General features: G+C 63.8%; 12 protein-coding genes and 1 pseudogene. 7 read left to right on the forward strand and 6 right to left on the reverse strand.

Translation table 11 applies throughout. The annotated features are described in order from the left end of the window. The first annotated feature begins 8 nt into the window (after positions 1 to 8). The 6 genes from AC19YR_RS13840 to AC19YR_RS13865 all read left to right on the forward strand — a co-directional run bounded on the left by AC19YR_RS13840 (position 9) and on the right by AC19YR_RS13865 (position 12,358). A complete protein-coding gene (locus AC19YR_RS13840; RefSeq protein ID WP_500598868.1) occupies positions 9 to 1,313 on the forward strand; it encodes an MdtA/MuxA family multidrug efflux RND transporter periplasmic adaptor subunit in 1,305 nt (434 codons plus the stop codon). Further along, entirely contained in the window at positions 1,310 to 4,411 is a 3,102-nt protein-coding gene (locus tag AC19YR_RS13845; protein WP_500598869.1) for an MdtB/MuxB family multidrug efflux RND transporter permease subunit, read from the forward strand. The genes AC19YR_RS13840 and AC19YR_RS13845 overlap by 4 nt, the downstream gene beginning before the upstream one ends. Continuing rightward, complete coding sequence (locus AC19YR_RS13850; protein ID WP_095109892.1) at positions 4,408 to 7,521, forward strand: efflux RND transporter permease subunit; 3,114 nt, start codon at positions 4,408 to 4,410, stop codon at positions 7,519 to 7,521. Before AC19YR_RS13845 ends, AC19YR_RS13850 begins: the two co-directional genes overlap by 4 nt. Next, entirely contained in the window at positions 7,518 to 9,011 is a 1,494-nt protein-coding gene (locus tag AC19YR_RS13855; RefSeq protein ID WP_500598871.1) for an efflux transporter outer membrane subunit, read from the forward strand. The genes AC19YR_RS13850 and AC19YR_RS13855 overlap by 4 nt, the downstream gene beginning before the upstream one ends. 445 nt (positions 9,012 to 9,456) lie before the next feature. Beyond that, positions 9,457 to 11,526 (forward strand): putative bifunctional diguanylate cyclase/phosphodiesterase, encoded by a 2,070-nt coding sequence (locus AC19YR_RS13860; protein WP_095109889.1) that lies wholly within the window; start codon positions 9,457 to 9,459, stop codon positions 11,524 to 11,526. Positions 11,527 to 11,611: 85 nt separating this feature from the next. Continuing rightward, a complete protein-coding gene (locus tag AC19YR_RS13865) occupies positions 11,612 to 12,358 on the forward strand; it encodes an SDR family oxidoreductase (protein ID WP_095109888.1) in 747 nt (248 codons plus the stop codon). A gap of 61 nt (positions 12,359 to 12,419) precedes the next feature. On the opposite strand, the gene mapR is transcribed toward AC19YR_RS13865, so the two are convergent. The 3 genes from mapR to AC19YR_RS13880 all read right to left on the reverse strand — a co-directional run bounded on the left by mapR (position 12,420) and on the right by AC19YR_RS13880 (position 15,852). Beyond that, a complete protein-coding gene (mapR, locus tag AC19YR_RS13870; RefSeq protein WP_500598872.1) occupies positions 12,420 to 13,829 on the reverse strand; it encodes a GntR family transcriptional regulator MpaR in 1,410 nt (469 codons plus the stop codon). A gap of 170 nt (positions 13,830 to 13,999) precedes the next feature. Beyond that, positions 14,000 to 15,412, reverse strand: a complete 1,413-nt coding sequence (gene ccoG / locus AC19YR_RS13875) for a cytochrome c oxidase accessory protein CcoG (RefSeq protein ID WP_500598873.1) — start codon at positions 15,410 to 15,412, stop codon at positions 14,000 to 14,002. 206 nt (positions 15,413 to 15,618) lie between these two features. Next, positions 15,619 to 15,852 carry a DUF3203 family protein gene (locus tag AC19YR_RS13880; protein ID WP_500598875.1) on the reverse strand — a complete coding sequence of 78 codons (234 nt, stop codon included), beginning with the start codon at positions 15,850 to 15,852 and terminating at the stop codon, positions 15,619 to 15,621. Positions 15,853 to 15,994: 142 nt separating this feature from the next. Here AC19YR_RS13880 and AC19YR_RS13885 point away from each other — a divergent pair, with 142 nt between their 5' ends. Beyond that, the gene (locus tag AC19YR_RS13885) at positions 15,995 to 16,489 is read left to right on the forward strand and encodes an MgtC/SapB family protein (protein WP_500598877.1); all 495 of its coding nucleotides are present in this window, start codon (positions 15,995 to 15,997) and stop codon (positions 16,487 to 16,489) included. Here AC19YR_RS13885 and AC19YR_RS13890 read toward each other — a convergent pair. The 3 genes and pseudogenes from AC19YR_RS13890 to AC19YR_RS13900 form a co-directional block, all read right to left on the reverse strand. Beyond that, the gene (locus AC19YR_RS13890; RefSeq protein ID WP_500598879.1) at positions 16,483 to 17,190 is read right to left on the reverse strand and encodes an ATP-binding cassette domain-containing protein; all 708 of its coding nucleotides are present in this window, start codon (positions 17,188 to 17,190) and stop codon (positions 16,483 to 16,485) included. The two genes, AC19YR_RS13885 and AC19YR_RS13890, sit on opposite strands and share 7 nt — an antisense overlap. Next, on the reverse strand, positions 17,190 to 17,933 hold the full coding sequence (locus tag AC19YR_RS13895) for an ABC transporter permease (RefSeq protein ID WP_500598881.1): 744 nt from the start codon (positions 17,931 to 17,933) through the stop codon (positions 17,190 to 17,192). Before AC19YR_RS13895 ends, AC19YR_RS13890 begins: the two co-directional genes overlap by 1 nt. 63 nt (positions 17,934 to 17,996) lie before the next feature. After that, positions 17,997 to 18,115: pseudogene (locus AC19YR_RS13900) on the reverse strand (IS30 family transposase); the annotation flags it as partial.

Below are 18,115 nucleotides of genomic sequence, written 5' to 3' on the forward strand. Positions count from 1 at the left end.
CGCGCCCAATGGTTGATCTCTCCATGCAATCCTTTGCTTCCCGTAATTCCCGCCGCTGGCTGTTTGGCCTGCTCATCATGTTGGTTGTCGCGCTGTTGTGCTGGAAGTTCTGGCCGGCCGGTGCCGAGCAGGGCGACAGCGCCGGGCAGAAACCGGCCGGGAAAATGGGCAAGTCCGGCATGATGCGCCCCGGTTTCGGTGGTTCCACGGCGGCGGTGCCGGTGCGCGTGGCGCCCGCCACCCGTGGGGATTTCCCGCTGTACTACAAGGCCTTGGGCACGGTCACGGCGTTGAACACGATTAATGTGCGCAGCCGCGTGGCGGGGGAGCTGGTGAAGATCCACTTCCAGGAGGGGCAGATGGTCAAGGCCGGTGACCTGTTGGCCGAGATCGACCCACGCCCGTACCAGAACGCCTTGCTCCAGGCCCAGGGCACGTTGCTGCAAAACCAGGCGCAATTGAAGAACGCCCAAGTGGACCTGGAGCGCTATCGCGGCCTGTATGCCGAAGACAGCATCGCCAAGCAGACCCTGGACACCGCCGCCGCGCTGGTGGGCCAGTACCAGGGCACGGTCAAAACCAACCAGGCAGCGGTCAATGACGCCCAGTTGAACCTGGACTTCACCCGCATCCGCGCCCCGATCGCCGGGCGCCTGGGCCTGCGCCAACTGGACGTGGGTAACCTGGTGGCGGCCAACGACACCACGGCGCTGGTGGTCATCACCCAGACCCAGCCGATCAATGTCGCCTTCACCCTGCCGGAAAACAGCTTGAGCACCGTGCTGGAGCGTTATCGCGCCGGCGCCAAGTTGCCAGTGGAGGCGTGGGACCGCGGCGACCTCAAGTTGCAGGCCAGCGGCGTGCTGCAAAGCCTGGACAACCAGATCGACGTCGCCACCGGCACCCTGAAATTCAAGGCCCGCTACGAGAACCGCGACAGCGCGCTGTTCCCCAACCAGTTCGTCAATGTGCGCCTGCTGGCCGACACCCTTAAAGAGGTGGTGCTGGCCCCGGCGGCGGCGATTCAATTCGGCAACGACGGCACTTTTGTCTATGTGGTCGGTGCCGAGAACAAGGTTCAGGTACGGGTGCTCAAGGTCGGTATCAGCGACGGCGAGCACACCGTGGTCAGCGAAGGCCTGGCGCCGGGCGAGCGGGTGGTGCTCGAAGGCACCGACCGCCTCAAGGCCGACACCCTGGTGGAAGTGGTCAACGACCCACAGCAGGTGCCGGCCGGCCCCAGCGAGCAGCTCAAGGGCGCGCCGGGCAGTGCGGTGGTTGATCCGGCCAAGGCGCAAAAGGGCGGCGCATGAACCTCTCGCGGCTGTTTATCCTTCGCCCGGTCGCCACCACGCTGAGCATGCTGGCCATTGTCCTGGCCGGCTTGATCGCCTACCGCATGCTGCCGGTTTCGGCCTTGCCCCAGGTGGATTACCCGACCATCCGCGTCATGACCCTGTACCCCGGCGCCAGCCCGGACGTGATGACCAGCGCGGTCACCGCGCCGCTGGAACGCCAGTTCGGGCAGATGCCGGGCCTGACCCAGATGGCCTCCACCAGCAGCGGCGGCGCTTCGGTGCTGACCCTGCGCTTTAACCTCGACATCAATATGGACGTGGCCGAGCAAGAGGTGCAGGCCGCGATCAACGCCGCCAGCAACCTGCTGCCCAATGACCTGCCGGCGCCGCCGGTGTACAACAAGGTCAACCCGGCGGACACCCCGGTGCTGACCCTGGCCATCACGTCCAAGACCCTGCCGCTGCCCAAGCTCAATGACCTGGTCGACACCCGCATGGCCCAGCGCATTGCGCAGATCAGCGGCGTGGGCATGGTCAGCATCGCCGGTGGCCAGCGCCAGGCTGTGCGGATCAAGGTCAACCCCCAGGCCCTGGCCGCCAATGGCCTGAACCTGGCGGATGTGCGCAGCCTCATCGGCGCCTCCAACGTCAACCAGCCCAAGGGCAACTTCGACGGCCCGACCCGGGTGTCGATGCTCGATGCCAACGACCAGTTGACCTCGCCCAAGGACTACGCCGAACTGATCCTCGCCTACAAGGACGGCGCGCCCCTGCGCTTGAAGGATGTTGCCGAGATCGTCGATGGCGCCGAGAACGAACGCCTGGCGGCCTGGGCCAACCAGAACCAAGCGGTGTTGCTCAATATCCAGCGCCAACCCGGGGCCAACGTGATCGAGGTGGTGGACCGGATCAAGGCCATGCTGCCGGGCATCACCGACAACCTGCCCGCCGGCCTCGAGGTGGCAGTGCTCACCGACCGCACCCAGACCATCCGCGCCTCGGTCACCGATGTGCAGCATGAATTGCTGATCGCCATTGCCCTGGTGGTGATGGTCACGTTCCTGTTCCTGCGCCGCGCCAGCGCCACCCTGATTCCTTCGATCGCCGTGCCGTTGTCGCTGATCGGCACCTTCGGCGTGATGTACCTGGCCGGGTTCTCCATCAACAACCTGACGCTGATGGCCCTGACCATCGCCACCGGGTTTGTGGTGGACGACGCCATCGTCATGCTGGAGAACATCTCGCGCTACATCGAGGAGGGCGAAAGCCCGATGCAGGCCGCGCTCAAGGGGGCCAAGCAGATCGGTTTCACCTTGGTGTCGCTGACCCTGTCGCTGATCGCGGTGCTGATCCCGCTGCTGTTCATGGCCGACGTGGTGGGGCGGCTGTTTCGCGAGTTCGCCATCACCCTGGCGGTGGCGATCCTGATTTCCCTGGTGGTGTCCCTGACCCTCACGCCGATGATGTGCGCGCGCCTGCTCAAGCGCGAGCCCAAGGCCGAGGAGCAGGGCCGCTTCTACCGCGCCAGCGGGGCTTGCCTGGAGTGGATGGTGGCCGCCTACGGGCGCAAATTGCAGTGGGTGCTCAAGCATCAACCGCTGACCCTGCTGGTGGCCGTCGCCACCCTGGGGCTGACCGTGGTGCTGTACCTGATGGTGCCCAAGGGCTTTTTCCCGGTGCAGGACACTGGGGTGATCCAGGGCATTTCCGAGGCGCCGCAATCGGTGTCCTTCACCGCCATGAGCCAGCGCCAGCAAGCGTTGGCCGCCATTGTCCTGCAAGACCCGGCGGTGCAGAGCCTGTCGTCCTACATCGGTGTGGACGGCGACAACGCCACCCTCAACAGCGGGCGCCTGCTGATTAACCTCAAGCCCCACGGCGAGCGCGACCTGAGCGCCGCCGAGGTGATCGCGCGGTTGCAACCCAAGGTCAACCAATTGGTGGGCATTCGCTTGTTCATGCAACCGGTGCAGGACTTGACCATCGAAGACCGGGTCAGCCGCACCCAGTACCAGTTCAGCATGTCGTCGCCGGACGCCGACCTGCTTAGCCTGTGGAGCGCACGGCTGGTGCAGGCCCTGGTGGACCGCCCGGAACTCACCGATGTGGCCAGCGACCTGCAGGACAAAGGCTTGCAGGTGTACCTGGTGATCGACCGCGATGCCGCCTCGCGCGTGGGGGTGTCGGTGGCCAACATCACCGACGCGTTGTACGACGCCTTCGGCCAGCGGCAGATTTCCACCATCTACACCCAAGCCAGCCAGTACCGTGTGGTGCTCCAGGCCCAGGCCGGGGAAAAAATCGGGCCCCAGGCCCTGGACCAGGTTCACGTCAAAACCACCGACGGCGCCCAGGTGCGCCTCTCCAGCCTGGCCCGCGTCGAAGAACGCCAGGCGCAACTGGCCATTACTCACATCGGCCAGTTCCCGGCGGTGATGATGTCGTTCAACCTGGCCCCCGGCGTGGCGCTGGGCCAAGCCGTGGAGCTGATTAACCAGGTGCAGCGCGACATCGGCATGCCCCTGGGTGTGCAAACCCAGTTCCAGGGCGCGGCCCAGGCGTTCGAGGCGTCGCTGTCGAGTACCTTGCTGCTGATCCTGGCGGCGGTGGTGACCATGTACATCGTGCTCGGCGTGCTCTACGAGAGCTACATCCACCCGATCACCATTCTCTCCACCTTGCCCTCGGCGGCGGTGGGCGCCTTGCTGGCTTTGCTGCTCAGCGGCAATGACCTGGGGATGATCGCCATCATCGGCATCATCCTGCTGATCGGCATCGTCAAGAAGAACGCGATCATGATGATCGACTTCGCCCTCGACGCCGAACGCCACCAGGGCCTGGACCCGCAAACGGCGATCTACCAGGCCGCGCTGCTGCGGTTCCGGCCCATCCTGATGACCACCCTGGCGGCGTTGTTCGGCGCCGTGCCGCTGATGCTCGCCACCGGTTCCGGCGCCGAACTGCGCCAACCTCTGGGCCTGGTGATGGTGGGCGGGCTGCTGGTGAGCCAGGTGCTGACCCTGTTCACCACACCGGTGATCTACCTGTATTTCGACCGTTTGGGCCGCCGCTGGCGCCCCGCGCCGGATCGCCTGGAGCCGGTTGAGCCATGAACCTGTCCGGCCCCTTCATCAAGCGCCCCGTGGCGACCATGCTCCTGAGCCTGGCCATCATGCTGCTGGGCGGCTTGAGCTTCGGCCTGCTGCCGGTGGCGCCGCTGCCGCAGATGGATTTCCCGGTGATCGTGGTGCAGGCCAGCCTGCCGGGGGCCAGCCCCGAGGTGATGGCGTCCACGGTGGCCACGCCTTTGGAGCGTTCCTTCGGTGCCATCGCCGGCATCAACAGCATGAGCAGCCGCTCCAGCCAGGGCTCGACCCGGGTCATCCTGGAGTTCGAGATGGGCCGCGACATCAACGGCGCGGCGCGGGAGGTGCAAGCGGCCATCAACGCCTCGCGCAACCTGCTGCCCAGCGGCATGCGCAGCATGCCCACCTACAAGAAGGTCAACCCGTCCCAGGCGCCGATCATGGTGCTGTCGCTGACTTCCGACGTGCTGGAAAAGGGCCAGCTCTACGACCTGGCGTCCACCATCCTGTCCCAGAGCCTGGCCCAGGTGCCGGGCGTGGGCGAAGTGCAGATCGGCGGCAGTTCCCTGCCGGCGGTGCGCATTGAGTTGGAGCCGCAACTGCTCAACCAGTACGGCGTGGCCCTGGACGAAGTGCGCGACACCATCGCCAACGCCAACGTGCGCCGGCCCAAGGGCTCGGTGGCGGACGCCGAGCGCATGTGGCAGATCCAGGCCAACGACCAATTGGAAAAGGCCAAGGACTACAGCTCGCTGATAATCCGCTACCAGAACGGCTCGGCCCTGCGCCTCAGGGACGTGGCCAGCGTGCGCGACGGCGTCGAGGACCGCTACAACAGCGGTTTTTTCAACGACGACGCGGCGGTGCTGCTGGTAGTCAACCGCCAGAGCGGCGCCAACATCATCGAAACCGTGGCGCAGATCAAGGACCAGCTCCCGGCGTTGCAGGCGTTGCTGCCGGCCAGCGTGCAACTGAACGTGGCCATGGACCGCTCGCCCGTCATCAAGGCCACCCTGCACGAAGCGGAAATGACCCTGCTGATCGCCGTGGCCTTGGTGATCCTGGTGGTGTACCTGTTTCTCGGCAATTTCCGCGCCTCGCTGATCCCCACCCTGGCGGTGCCAGTGTCGCTGGTGGGCACGTTCGCGATCATGTACCTGTACGGGTTTTCCCTGAACAACCTGAGCCTGATGGCGCTGATCCTCGCCACCGGCCTGGTGGTGGACGACGCCATCGTGGTGCTGGAGAACATCTCCCGGCATATCGACGAAGGCGTCGCGCCGCTCAAGGCCGCGTACCTGGGCACCAAGGAAGTGGGTTTTACCCTGTTGTCGATGAACGTCTCGCTGGTGGTGGTGTTCCTGTCGATCCTGTTCATGGGCGGGATTATTGAAAGCCTGTTCCGCGAATTCTCCATCACCTTGGCGGCGGCGATCCTGGTCTCGCTGCTGGTGTCTTTGACCCTCACCCCCATGCTCTGCGCGCGCTGGCTCAAACCCCATGTGCCGGGCCGCGAAAACCGCCTGCAACGGGCCAGCCAACGGGCCAACGAATGGATGGTCAGCCGCTACGCCACCAGCCTGGACTGGGTGCTGCGCCATCGGCGCCTGACCCTGCTGAGCCTGCTGCTGACCATCGGCGTCAACGTCGCCCTGTATGTGGTGGTGCCCAAGACCTTCATGCCCCAGCAGGACACCGGGCAACTGATCGGTTTTGTGCGCGGCGACGATGGCCTGTCGTTCAACGTGATGCAGCCGAAGATGGAAACCTACCGCCGTGCCGTCCTGCGCGACCCGGCGGTGCAGAGCGTGGCGGGCTTTATCGGCGGCAGCAACGGCATCAACAACGCCTTTATGCTGGTGCGCCTCAAACCCATCGAAGAGCGGCGCATTTCCGCGCAAAAAGTCATCGAGCGCCTGCGCAAGGACATGCCCAAGGTGCCGGGCGGGCAACTGTTCCTCATGGCCGACCAGGACTTGCAATTCGGCGGTGGCGGTGGAGGCGGGCAGAACAGCTCGCAGTACACCTACATCGTCCAGAGCGGCGACCTCAGTGCGTTGCGCCAGTGGTACCCGAAAGTGTCGGCGGCCCTCAAGGCCCTGCCCGAGCTGACGGCGGTGGATGCCCACGACGGCGACGGCGCGCAGCAGATCACCCTGATCGTCGACCGTGACCAGGCTAAGCGCCTGGGCATCGACATGGCCATGGTCACCTCGGTGCTCAACAACGCCTACAGCCAGCGGCAGATCTCCACCATCTATGACAGCCTCAACCAGTACCGCGTGGTGATGGAGGTCAACCCCAAGTACGCCCAAGACCCCAGCACCCTCAACCAGGTGCAGGTGATTACCGCCGACGGCGCCCGCGTGCCACTGTCCACCTTCGCCCACTACGAAAGCAGCCTGGAAAACGACCGTGTCACCCACGAAGAACAGTTCGCCGCCGAGAACATCTCCTTCGACATGGCCGAAGGCGTGACCCTGGAGCAGGGTTCGGCGGCTATCGAGCGGGCCGTGGCGAAAATCGGCCTGCCCGAAGGCGTCACCGCGAAAATGGCCGGCAACGCCGACGCCTTCGCCGAAACGCAAAAGAGCCAGCCGCTGATGATCCTCGGTGCGCTGCTGGCGGTGTATCTGGTGCTGGGGGTGCTGTATGAAAGCTACATTCACCCGCTGACCATCCTCTCCACCTTGCCCTCGGCCGGCGTGGGTGCGCTGCTGTCGATCTACGCGTTGGGCGGTGAGTTCAGCCTGATCTCCCTGTTGGGGCTGTTCCTGCTCATCGGCGTGGTGAAGAAGAACGCCATTTTGATGATCGACCTGGCGCTGCAACTGGAGCGCCACCAGGGCCTGAGCCCGCTGGAATCGATCCGCAGCGCCTGCCTGCTGCGCTTGCGGCCGATCCTGATGACCACCCTGGCGGCCATCCTCGGCGCCGTGCCGTTGCTGCTGAGCAGCGCCGAAGGCGCGGAAATGCGCCAACCCCTGGGCCTGACCATCATTGGCGGGCTGGTGTTCAGCCAAGTGCTGACCCTTTACACCACTCCGGTGGTCTACCTCTATCTCGATCGCCTGCGCCACGGTTTCAACCGCTGGCGCGGGGTGCGTACCGATGCCGCTCTGGAAACTCCGCTATGACTGATTGCCTGCTGCCCAACGCCGCCGTGCCTGGCGCCCGACGCCTGCCCCTGGCCCGCGGTTCGCGCCTGCTGGGCCTGAGCCTGTGCGCGCTGATGCTCGGCGCCTGCGCCATCGGCCCGGACTACCAGCGCCCGGCACTGGACACGCCCCTGGAGTACAAACAGGCCGAGGGCTGGCGCCAGGCCAACCCCAGCGATTCCCTGGCCCGCGGTGCCTGGTGGGAGCTGTACGGCGACCGCCAGCTCAACGAACTGATCGAAAAACTCAACAGCGCCAACCAGACCGTGGCCCAGTCCGAAGCCCAGTACCGCCAGGCTCAGGCCCTGGTGCGCAGCGCCCGTGGCTCGCTGTTCCCCAAACTCGACCTGAGCGCCGGCAAGACCCGTTCCAGCCAGGGCACCGGCAGCAGCAGTTCCAGCCTGAGCAATTCCAGCAGCGGCATCCGCGACACCTACGACGCGCAGTTGGGCGTCAGTTGGGAGGCCGATATCTGGGGCAAGTTGCGCCGGGGGCTGGAGGCTAACGAGGCGAGCGCCGAGGCGAGCTTCGCCGACCTCGCCGCGATGCGCCTGAGCCAGCAGTCGGAACTGGTGCAGAACTACCTGCAACTGCGGGTCATCGACCAGCAAAAACGCCTGCTGGAGGCCACGGTCCAGGCGTACCAGCGTTCCCTGACCATGACCCAGAACCAGTACCGTGCCGGGGTTTCCGGCAAGGACGCCGTGGCCCAGGCGCAAACCCAGCTCAAAAGCACCCAGGCCGACCTGATCGACCTGATCTGGCAACGGACGCAACTGGAAAACGCCATCGCCGTGCTCACCGGCGTGCCCCCGGCTCAGTTCAGCCTGGCCGAAACCCCGGACATTCCTGGCCTGCCGGCCATTCCCCTGGCCCTGCCGTCGCAATTGCTGGAGCGGCGTCCCGACATCGCCTCAGCCGAACGCGCGGTGATCGCCGCCAACGCCAACATTGGCGTGGCCAAGACCGCCTATTTCCCGGACCTGACCCTGAGCCTGGCCGGCGGCTACAGCAGCAGTACCTTCAGCGACTGGATCAGCCTGCCCAACCGCTTCTGGTCGGTGGGGCCGAAACTGGCCATGACCCTGTTCGACGCCGGCCAGCGCTCGGCTGAAGTCGACCGCAGCGAGGCCGCTTACGACCAGACCGTGGCCAAATACCGGCAAACCGTGCTCGACGGCTTTCGCGAAGTGGAAAACTACCTGGTGCAGCTCAAGGTCCTGGAAGACGAAGCGGCAGTACGCCAGGAAGCCCTGGACGCGGCCCGCGAATCCCTGCGCCTGACCCAGAACCAGTACAAGGCCGGGCTTATTGCCTACCTCGACGTCGTCTCCGTCCAGGCCACTGCCCTGAGCAACGAACGCAGCGTGCTCAACCTGCTGCAAAGCCGGCTGGTGGCCAGCGTGCAATTGATCGCCGCCCTGGGCGGCGGCTGGGACGGGCAGTTGCAGGCACCTGAGGCGGATTGAGCACAGGGCACTCCCTGGGTGAGAGCGGGCCCGCCCGCGACGGCGGCCGCAAGATCGCCACGCTGGCCAGCCAGGCCCCCACAGGGGGGGGCATCGCAAATACAGCGCCAGGCCGATCCTCTGTGAGAGCGGGCCCGCCCGCGATGACGGCCGCAAGATCGCCATCGCTGGCCAGCCAGGCTCCCACAGCGGTGGGGCACCGCAAATACAGCGCCAGGCCCATCCTCTGTGAGAGCGGGCCCGCCCGCGACGGCGGCCGCAAGATCGCCATCGCTGGCCAGCCAGGCCCCCACAGGGGGGGCATCGCAAATACAGTGCCAGGCTTCCATCTGAATAGTGGCCTATTGATAACATTTGTCAGCACCTTCCCCCAGGCAATCGGTACAATCGTGCTCTTTGCCCCGGATCATGGACGCCGATGGGGTCATCGTTTACGAGAAGTCCCATGCTCATCGGCAGTTATTCCCCCGCGCTGGTCCTGATCTCCCTGTGTGTGGCGATCCTGGCTTCCTACACCGCCCTCGACCTCACCGGCCGTATCGCCACGGCCCGTGGCCGCGCCGTGTACCTGTGGATGGGCGGCGGGGCCTTTGCCATGGGCGTGGGCATCTGGTCGATGCACTTTATCGGCATGTTGGCCGTGCGCCTGCCCATCGATTTGGGCTATGACATCGGCATCACCTTGCTGTCCCTGTTGATCGCCATCCTCTCCAGCGGCTTTGCCCTGTGGTTGGTCAGCCAGCCGCGCCTGCCGGCCTGGCAATGGGGGTTCGGCGCGTTGGTGATGGGCGCCGGGATCGCCGCTATGCACTACACCGGCATGGCGGCCCTGCGCATGCAACCGGGCATCGACTACGACCCAACGCTGTTCGGCGCCTCGCTGCTGATTGCGGTCGGCGCCTCGGCGGCGGCGCTGTGGATCGCCTTCCACCTGCGCCGCAACACACCCTACGTGCGCCTGGCCCGGGGTGGGGCCTCGGTGGTGATGGGCATGGCCATTGTTGGCATGCATTACACCGGCATGGCCGCCGCCCGTTTCGCCGATGGCAGTTTTTGCGGCGCGGCGCTGGACGGTTTGAGCGGCAAGGGCCTGGACAACCTGGTGCTGGTCACCACCCTGGCGGTGCTGTGTATCGCGCTGCTGACCTCGGTCCTCGACGCCCGCCTGGAATCACGCACCGCGGGCCTGGCCCGTTCCCTGACCCTGGCCAACGAAGAACTGATCCAACTGGCCCTGCACGACACCCTCACCGGCCTGCCCAACCGCGTGCTGCTGGCCGACCGCATCGACCAGGCCATGCACGTGGTGCAGGAGCAGGGCGGCTGTTTTGCCCTGATGTTCATCGACCTGGATGGCTTCAAACCGGTCAACGACGCCTTCGGCCACCACATGGGCGACCAGTTGCTGCGCGAGGTGGGCCTGCGCCTGCGCGAAGACCTGCGCAGCCAGGACACCCTGGCGCGCATCGGCGGCGATGAGTTCGTGCTGCTGGTGCACCTCGGTGCCCCGGACGATGCCCTGCGCCTGGCTGCGCGCCAAGTGGGGCTGATCTCCCGCGCGTTCCGGGTGGCCGAGCATGACCTGCACATCTCCGCCAGTGTTGGCATCGCGGTCTACCCCGGCAACGGCCAGACGCCCCAGGAACTGCTGATGAACGCCGACGCGGCGATGTACAACGCCAAGGGCACCGGCAAGAACGGCTACCGCTTTTTCGACGCGTCGATGAACTCCAACGCGCGCAAGCAGCTGCAATTGCTCCAAGACCTGCGCGCCGCCGTCGAGCTCAACCAGTTGCGCCTGCACTACCAGCCCAAGTTCGATGCCAGCAACGGCCGCCCGGTGGGCGCCGAGGCGCTGCTGCGCTGGGAGCACCCCGTACATGGCCTGATGCCGCCGGACACCTTTATCGAACTGGCGGAAAAAACCGGCCTGATTATCGCCATCGGCGACTGGGTGCTGAACGAGGCCTGCCGGCAGATGCGCCAGTGGTACCTGCTGGGCTACACCGATTGGCGCATCGCGGTGAACCTCTCGGCGTTGCAGTTCTGCCACGCCGGGCTGGTCAAGAGCGTTGCCAGTGCGCTGCTTCGCCATCAGTTGCCGGCCAACAGCCTGACCCTGGAAATCACCGAAACCACCGCCATGAGCGACGCCGACGCGAGCATGACGGTGCTCAACGAGCTGTCGCAGATGGGCGTGGACCTGTCCATCGACGACTTCGGCACCGGCTATTCGAGCCTGATGTACTTAAAGCGCCTGCCGGCCAACGAGTTGAAGATCGACCGCGGCTTTGTCCGCGACCTGGAACACGACAGCGACGATGCCGCCATCGTCTCGGCCATTGTCGCCCTGGGCCGGGCCCTGGGCCTGCGCATCGTCGCCGAAGGGGTGGAAACCAACCTGCAGCAGGACTTTCTCACCCAATTGGGCTGCGACTCGCTGCAAGGCTACCTGCTGGGCCGTCCGCTGCCGGCCGAGGGTTTTATGGCCGAGATTGTCCGCGCCGAACAGTGAGATACTGGCCCGGCGCCATGCAAAAGCCAGCGCCGGCAGGTATCCTTGCCGCGCAACGCTTGAGGTTAGAGGGGAGAGGACCCGCATGGACAAAGTTATCGTCATCACCGGCGCCAGCCGCGGTATAGGCGCCGCCACCGCGCTGCTGGCCGCGCAGCAGGGCTACCGGATCTGCATCAACTACCAGGCCGACGACGAGGCCGCCCACCGCGTCCTTGAACAGGTGCGCGCCTTGGGTGCCCAGGCCATCACGGTGCGCGCCGATGTGAGCATCGAGGATGAGGTCATCACGCTGTTCCAGCGCGTTGACCATGAACTGGGCCGCGTCACCGCCCTGGTCAACAATGCCGGCACCGTGGGGCACAAAGCGCGGGTCGAGCAGATGTCCGAGTTCCGCATCCTGAGCACCCTCAAGACCAACGTGCTGGGGCCGATTTTGTGCGCCAAGCACGCGTTGCTGCGCATGTCACCCAAGCACGGCGGGCAGGGCGGCAGCATCGTCAACGTCTCGTCGGTGGCGGCGCGCCTCGGTTCGCCGGGGGAGTACGTTGACTACGCCGCCTCCAAGGGCGCGCTGGACACGTTCACCATCGGGTTGTCCAAGGAAGTGGCGGGCGAGGGCATTCGCGTCAACGGCGTGCGCCCGGGCTACATCTTCACCGACTTCCACGCCCTGAGCGGCGACCCGGACCGGGTCAGCAAGTTGGAATCGGGCATCCCCATGGCGCGCGGCGGGCGCCCCGAAGAAGTGGCCGAGGCGATTATCTGGCTGTTGTCGGACAAGGCTTCCTACGCCACCGGTACCTTCGTCGATCTGGGCGGCGGCCGCTGACCCCCTCTGCGCGCCATGCCTTGTAGCAGCGGGCTCGCCCGCTGGCTACAACCACCCCTGTTCAGAACGAACGCACGATCCGCCCTAGGGTTTCCATGGCCTGTTCCGCCGCTTCGTCCCAGGGGCTGCCGTAGTTCAGGCGGATGCAGTTGCCAAAGCGCTGGGTCGGCGAAAAGATCGGCCCCGGCGCGATGCTGATGCCTTGGGCCAGGGCCATCTGGAACAACTTCAGCGAGTCGGTCTGCTGCGGCAACTCCAGCCACAGGAAATAGCCACCGGCCGGTTGGCTGACCCGGGTCTGCGCCGGGAAGTAGCGGGCGATGGCGGCGAGCATGGCGCTTTGCTGTTCTTCCAGGGCGTAGCGCAACTTGCGTAGGTGGCGGTCGTAGCCGCCGTGTTGCAGGTAGTCAGCGATGGCGGCTTGGGCCGGCATCGAGGCGCACAGCGACGTCATCAACTTCAGCCGTTCGATTCTCTGCGCGTAGCGCCCAGCGGCGACCCAGCCGATGCGGTAGCCGGGGGCCAGGCTCTTGGCGAACGAGCCGCAGTGCATCACCAACCCTTCGGTGTCGAACGCCTTGGCGGGCTTGGGTGCCTGCTGGCCGTAGTACAGTTCGGCGTAAACGTCGTCTTCGATCAACGGCACCTGGTGCACCCGCAGCAGCTCCACCAGTTCCTGCTTCTTGGCTTCGGGCATGGTTGCGCCCATGGGGTTCTGGAAACTGGTCATGCACCAGCAGGCCTTGATCGGGTGGCGTTCCAGGGTTTGCGCCAGCACTCCCAGGTCGATGCCGTCACGCGGGTGCACGGGGATTTCCACGGCCTTGAGCTTGAGCCGCTCCAGCACTTGCAGGCTGGCGTAAAAGGCCGGGGCCTCTATGGCCACCAGGTCGCCCGGTTCGGTGACGGCTTGCAGGCACAGGTTCAGCGCCTCCAGGGCGCCGTTGGTAATCAGCAACTCCTCCATGGGCAACATCAGCCCGCCGACCATGTAGCGCAGGGCGATCTGGCGGCGCAGTTGCGGGTTGCCCGGGGACATGTCGGTGACCACCATGCGCGGGTCCATCTCACGGCTGGCGCTGGCCATGGAGCGGGCCAGGCGTGGCAACGGGAACAGGGTGGGGCTGGGGAACGCCGAGCCAAAGGGCACGGTGGTGGGGTCCTTGATGGAATCGAGAACCGAGAACACCAGTTCACTCACATCCACCTCGGTGGACTCGTTCACCTGGCTGCTGATGACCGGCTCGCAGAACGGGCTCGGCGCATGGGTGTTGACGAAATAGCCCGAGCGCGGCCGGGCGCGGATCAGGCCCCGGCGCTCAAGCAGGTAGTAGGCCTGGAACACCGTCGAGGGGCTCACGCCGTAGGTCTGGCTGGCGTAGCGCACTGAGGGCACACGCTGGCCGGGGCCCAGGACCCCGGAGCGGATCAGTTCGGCAATGTCGTCGGCGAATTTTTCGTAGCGTTTCATCGGGGACTCAGCATTGACGGTGGGCGGTGGAGGGGAAAAGCCAGTATGAGAACAGATCCCTGTGGGAGCGGGCCTGCCCGCGATAGGGCCGGTACAGCCGATACATCTCTATCGTCTGTACTGCCGCCATCGCGGGCAGGCCCGCTCCTACACACGTTCGCTGGCGCAGTCTAACGGTTCAACGGCGCCACGAAGCGGCTATGGGCCACGCTGTGGATGTGCGGCTCGTCGCTGTCGCTGACCTTGAAGCTGATCTGCTGGGAGCTGCTGCTCGGGCGGTCGGCGATCATCGCCACCGACACCGGCACGTCAACGATCTCCCCCGGCGCCAGGCTCAGCTCGGTCTTGCCGTGCAGCTCGAAGCCTTCGCCATCGACCAGCGACACGGTGTATTGCTGGCGTTCCTGGGTCTTGTTGATGACTTTGAGGCTGTAGATGTTCTCGATCTGGCCCTGGCTGTTCTCGCGGAACAGGCCACGGTCCTTGCTCACGTCCAGGGAGATCATCGGCCGCTCCACCAGCGCCAGCACCAGGGCGCCCATCATGATGACCAGCACCGCACAGTAACCGATCAGGCGTGGCCGCAGCAGGTGGGTCTTGCCGCCCTGCAACTGGTGCTCGGAGGTGTAGCTGACCAAGCCGCGGGCGTAGCCCATCTTGTCCATCACCGAATCACAGGCGTCGATACAGGCCGCGCAACCGATGCACTCCATTTGCAGGCCATCGCGGATGTCGATGCCGGTAGGGCACACCTGCACGCACAGGTAGCAGTCGATGCAATCCCCCAGCCCGGTTTCGGCCGGGGCCACCCCGCGTTTGCGCGGGCCGCGGGTTTCGCCACGGGCGGCATCGTAGGAGATGGTCAGGGTGTCTTTGTCGAACATCACGCTCTGAAAGCGCGCATAGGGGCACATGTGCATGCACACCGCCTCGCGCAGCCAACCGGCGTTGATGTAGGTGGCGCCGGTGAAAAACAGCACCCAAAACAGGCTCACACCGCCGATTTGCAGGGTCAGCAGCTCTTCGGCCAGGGGCCGCACGGGGGTGAAGTAACCGACGAAGGTCAGCCCGGTCAGCAGGCTGATGGCCAGCCACATCGTGTGCTTGGCGCTGCGGCGCAGCAGTTTATTCAGGTTCCAGGGCGCCGCTTGCAGCTTGATGCGTTGGTTGCGTTCGCCCTCGGTGACCTTCTCGCACCACATGAACAGCCAGGTAAACGAGCTTTGCGGGCAGGTGTAGCCGCACCACACGCGGCCGGCGAACACGGTGATCGCGAACAGGCCGAAGGCACAGATAATCAGCAGCGCTGACAACAGGATGAAATCCTGGGGCCAGAACGTGGCGCCAAAGATGTGGAACTTACTTTCCGACAGGTCCCACAAAACGGCCTGGCGGCCGCCCCAGTTCAGCCACACAGTGCCGAAAAAGGCCAGGAACAGAAAACCGGCACCGCTCAAGCGCAAGGTGCGGAACAAACCGGTGAAACTGCGGGTGTGAATCTGGTTGTCGCTGGTTTTGGCCTTCATCTTTGGGCGTGAAGGCTCGAATGTTTCTACTAATCGGACGGGGATTTTTTCGCTCATGGTCTTTCGCTCATCAGCCTCCATCAGGCGGATGCACTATGACCACTCATCTGTTTGCATAACAGACTCAGCTATTGCATTAAAAAGCGGATCAGATGGCCCGGGGCGGCGCCCCTGCGACAACTTGCCGTACCCCGGTACGCGCCGCTACAGCGAGCCGCCGCGCGCTAACGCAAGCGCTGGCGGCTGTCTGTGATCTGGGTCAGTCAAATCACCGAATCACTGTCCGCCGCTTTCAAGTGCTTGCGCCCGTCCACGGCGCCTGCGACGGTCAAGGCGTCGGCTTCTGCTTCGGTGATGTACACGCGAGCGCCGTTGAGGTCGACGAAGGACATGGATTTTTCCTCATCGGTGCCGATCGTCACCTCGGCGGCAGGGCGCTGTTCACGCACCTCTTGGGTGTCAAAAAAACAGGTTTGGTTTTCGATGCGTACGCTCATGGCCGTGGCCCTTTGTGATGGTGTGTAAAGGGGTAGGCAGCCGCCCGGGGCCAGGGTTCTGCGCAACCGACTGGCGGTCGCGGTGCACCTCTAGCGTGCGCCGCTGTCCACCGCTGCACACCCACGGAACAGGACAACAACCATGAACGCCTGGTGGCATGAGGTCTGGATGACCTTGCAAGCTGAATTCGCTGATATCGGCGACGCCAAACAACTGACCCAAATCACCGTACGCCTGCTGATTGCCGCCGTGCTGGGCGGCATCCTCGGGTTTGAGCGCGAGCAAAAAGGCAAGGCCGCGGGCGTGCGCACCCACATGCTCGTGGCCCTGGGCGCGGCGCTGTTCGTGCTGGTGCCGCAAATGGCCGGCGCCGAAGCCGACGCCCTGAGCCGGGTGGTGCAAGGCGTGATCGCCGGCATCGGCTTTCTCGGCGCGGGCACCATCCTGAAAAACACCGAAGGCGACGAAGGCCACGTCAAGGGCCTGACCACCGCCGCCGGCCTCTGGATGACCGCCGCCATCGGCGTCTCGGCGGGCCTGGGCCGTGAAGCCACCGCCGTGCTCAGCACCTTGCTGGCCCTGGCGGTGTTCAGCGTGATGCCACGGGTGGTGCGGTTGTGGGAGAAGGATCAGTGAGCGGCGGCTGCACGGATGAAGGCCTCGTCCAGTGTGCTTGCCTGGTACTGGTTCATAAAACTCTGACCGTTGCTGAAGGGGGTGAACGCACGTTGGCTAATCATGTAAAAACAGCCGCAGTGTTGGGCGATCTCTTCGATGTTGTGGGATGAAACTAGGATGGCGCGGCCCTCCAATGCCGCGCCGTGCAGGCATTGCCAGATGTAGTGCCTGAACTCGGGGTCTACCCCGGCCGTCGGTTCATCGAGAATGACCAGGTCGGCTTCCAGGGCCAGCAGGGACAGGGTGAAGAACCAGCGTTTTTCCCCGTAGCTGCAGATGGAGGATTTCTTCTTCCAGATTTGCTGGTAGCGATCAAAGATATGGGGGCACCACTCATTCAGCTTTGTTAATACATGTTGTTGGTTAACAGGGGCCACGGAGCAGAGCAGCGTGGTCATTTTGAAAATATCAAACATGCGCAGTACCGGGGGCGTCATGAGGGTTTGGGATAAGTAAAGTTGCGTGCGAAAACTGTTGGTAAGGGAACCCGCATGTATTTTCTTCAGCTTGCAAATGATATCGAAAAAGGTGGTCTTTCCCGACCCGTTGGGCCCCAGCAGCCCGGTAATAGAACCTGGCTTGACTTGAAGCGATGCATCGCGAAACAAGACCCTGTGTGCATACTTGAAGTGGATATTGTGGGCTTCTAATGCATTCATCAGTAGCGACTCCAGACGGGATTGATGCGTAAGAAACGCAAGGTCAACAACAGCGTGCAGAAAAATAGTACGATACCTGCCGTTATCAGCAGTAGGTTGCTATCGACGCCGTTGAGCATTATCCGATTACTTAGGGTTAGTGGGTTTGCAAGGTTGATCCGCTCTATAAGTGGGGCAGTTTGGTGGGTGCTTAGTATGCCCAGAACCAATAAGCTCAGTGAGGCAATTGAAAATAACGTGTTGGCAGTCTGGAAATTTATCGGTAGTAGCGTTAGCAATAAAGCCGGGGTGCCGAATATTATGAAGCAGATATAAAAACGCAGTAGAATTTCAAAAAATTGATAAAGGTTGAACGCCCCGAAAGAAAAGAATGTGCCCGCATAGAATACTGCACAGTAAACTAATGCAATGCAGGAGTACGCCAGAAAATGCGCAAATAAAAACAAGCATTTGGCTCGATGGGTATAGATGAATGACCTCATGAATCCACTTTCTCTTCTGCCGATGATGTACAGCGCAAAGCCAAAAAGAGAAACGCTGGAGGCAATGTAGGCGTAAAACCAAGAAGTGCTTTCACGGTAGGGGGTATCGAAAAACGCGCTGCCGGCCCTGGAATAGGCCACCAGATAAAATACCGCCGTGGGAGAGAGCATGACCCAGAATAGCGCAATCGGTTCTTTTAGTTGCTCTTTGATAAAGAGTGCAGAAAGAGCAACCAAGCGGGGTAGGGTGTGTTTATTCATGGGTCACCTCTCAAGGAAATGGAACCATGGTGGCTTGTCTGTCAGGGTGTATATCGCCTGAATTCAACACATAAGTGCAACGCTCACCCCTGCATAAACTTCGTACGGCGTCTTCCAGCCCAGGCGTTTTCGCGGGCGTAAATTGATCTTCGTTACCACGCGACTGACCGCCTCGACGGTCA

The sequence above is a fragment of the Pseudomonas sp. MF08817 genome (assembly GCF_059862705.1).

What these genes read in the sequence shown, in the direction of transcription:
- AC19YR_RS13840 (WP_500598868.1), top strand. Translation starts at nt 9, where the DNA reads ATGGTTGATCTCTCCATGCAATCCTTTGCTTCCCGTAATTCCCGCCGC.
- AC19YR_RS13845 (WP_500598869.1), top strand. Translation starts at nt 1,310, where the DNA reads ATGAACCTCTCGCGGCTGTTTATCCTTCGCCCGGTCGCCACCACGCTG.
- AC19YR_RS13850 (WP_095109892.1), top strand. Translation starts at nt 4,408, where the DNA reads ATGAACCTGTCCGGCCCCTTCATCAAGCGCCCCGTGGCGACCATGCTC.
- AC19YR_RS13855 (WP_500598871.1), top strand. Translation starts at nt 7,518, where the DNA reads ATGACTGATTGCCTGCTGCCCAACGCCGCCGTGCCTGGCGCCCGACGC.
- AC19YR_RS13860 (WP_095109889.1), top strand. Translation starts at nt 9,457, where the DNA reads ATGCTCATCGGCAGTTATTCCCCCGCGCTGGTCCTGATCTCCCTGTGT.
- AC19YR_RS13865 (WP_095109888.1), top strand. Translation starts at nt 11,612, where the DNA reads ATGGACAAAGTTATCGTCATCACCGGCGCCAGCCGCGGTATAGGCGCC.
- mapR (WP_500598872.1), bottom strand. Translation starts at nt 13,829, where the DNA reads ATGAAACGCTACGAAAAATTCGCCGACGACATTGCCGAACTGATCCGC.
- ccoG (WP_500598873.1), bottom strand. Translation starts at nt 15,412, where the DNA reads ATGAGCGAAAAAATCCCCGTCCGATTAGTAGAAACATTCGAGCCTTCA.
- AC19YR_RS13880 (WP_500598875.1), bottom strand. Translation starts at nt 15,852, where the DNA reads ATGAGCGTACGCATCGAAAACCAAACCTGTTTTTTTGACACCCAAGAG.
- AC19YR_RS13885 (WP_500598877.1), top strand. Translation starts at nt 15,995, where the DNA reads ATGAACGCCTGGTGGCATGAGGTCTGGATGACCTTGCAAGCTGAATTC.
- AC19YR_RS13890 (WP_500598879.1), bottom strand. Translation starts at nt 17,190, where the DNA reads ATGAATGCATTAGAAGCCCACAATATCCACTTCAAGTATGCACACAGG.
- AC19YR_RS13895 (WP_500598881.1), bottom strand. Translation starts at nt 17,933, where the DNA reads ATGAATAAACACACCCTACCCCGCTTGGTTGCTCTTTCTGCACTCTTT.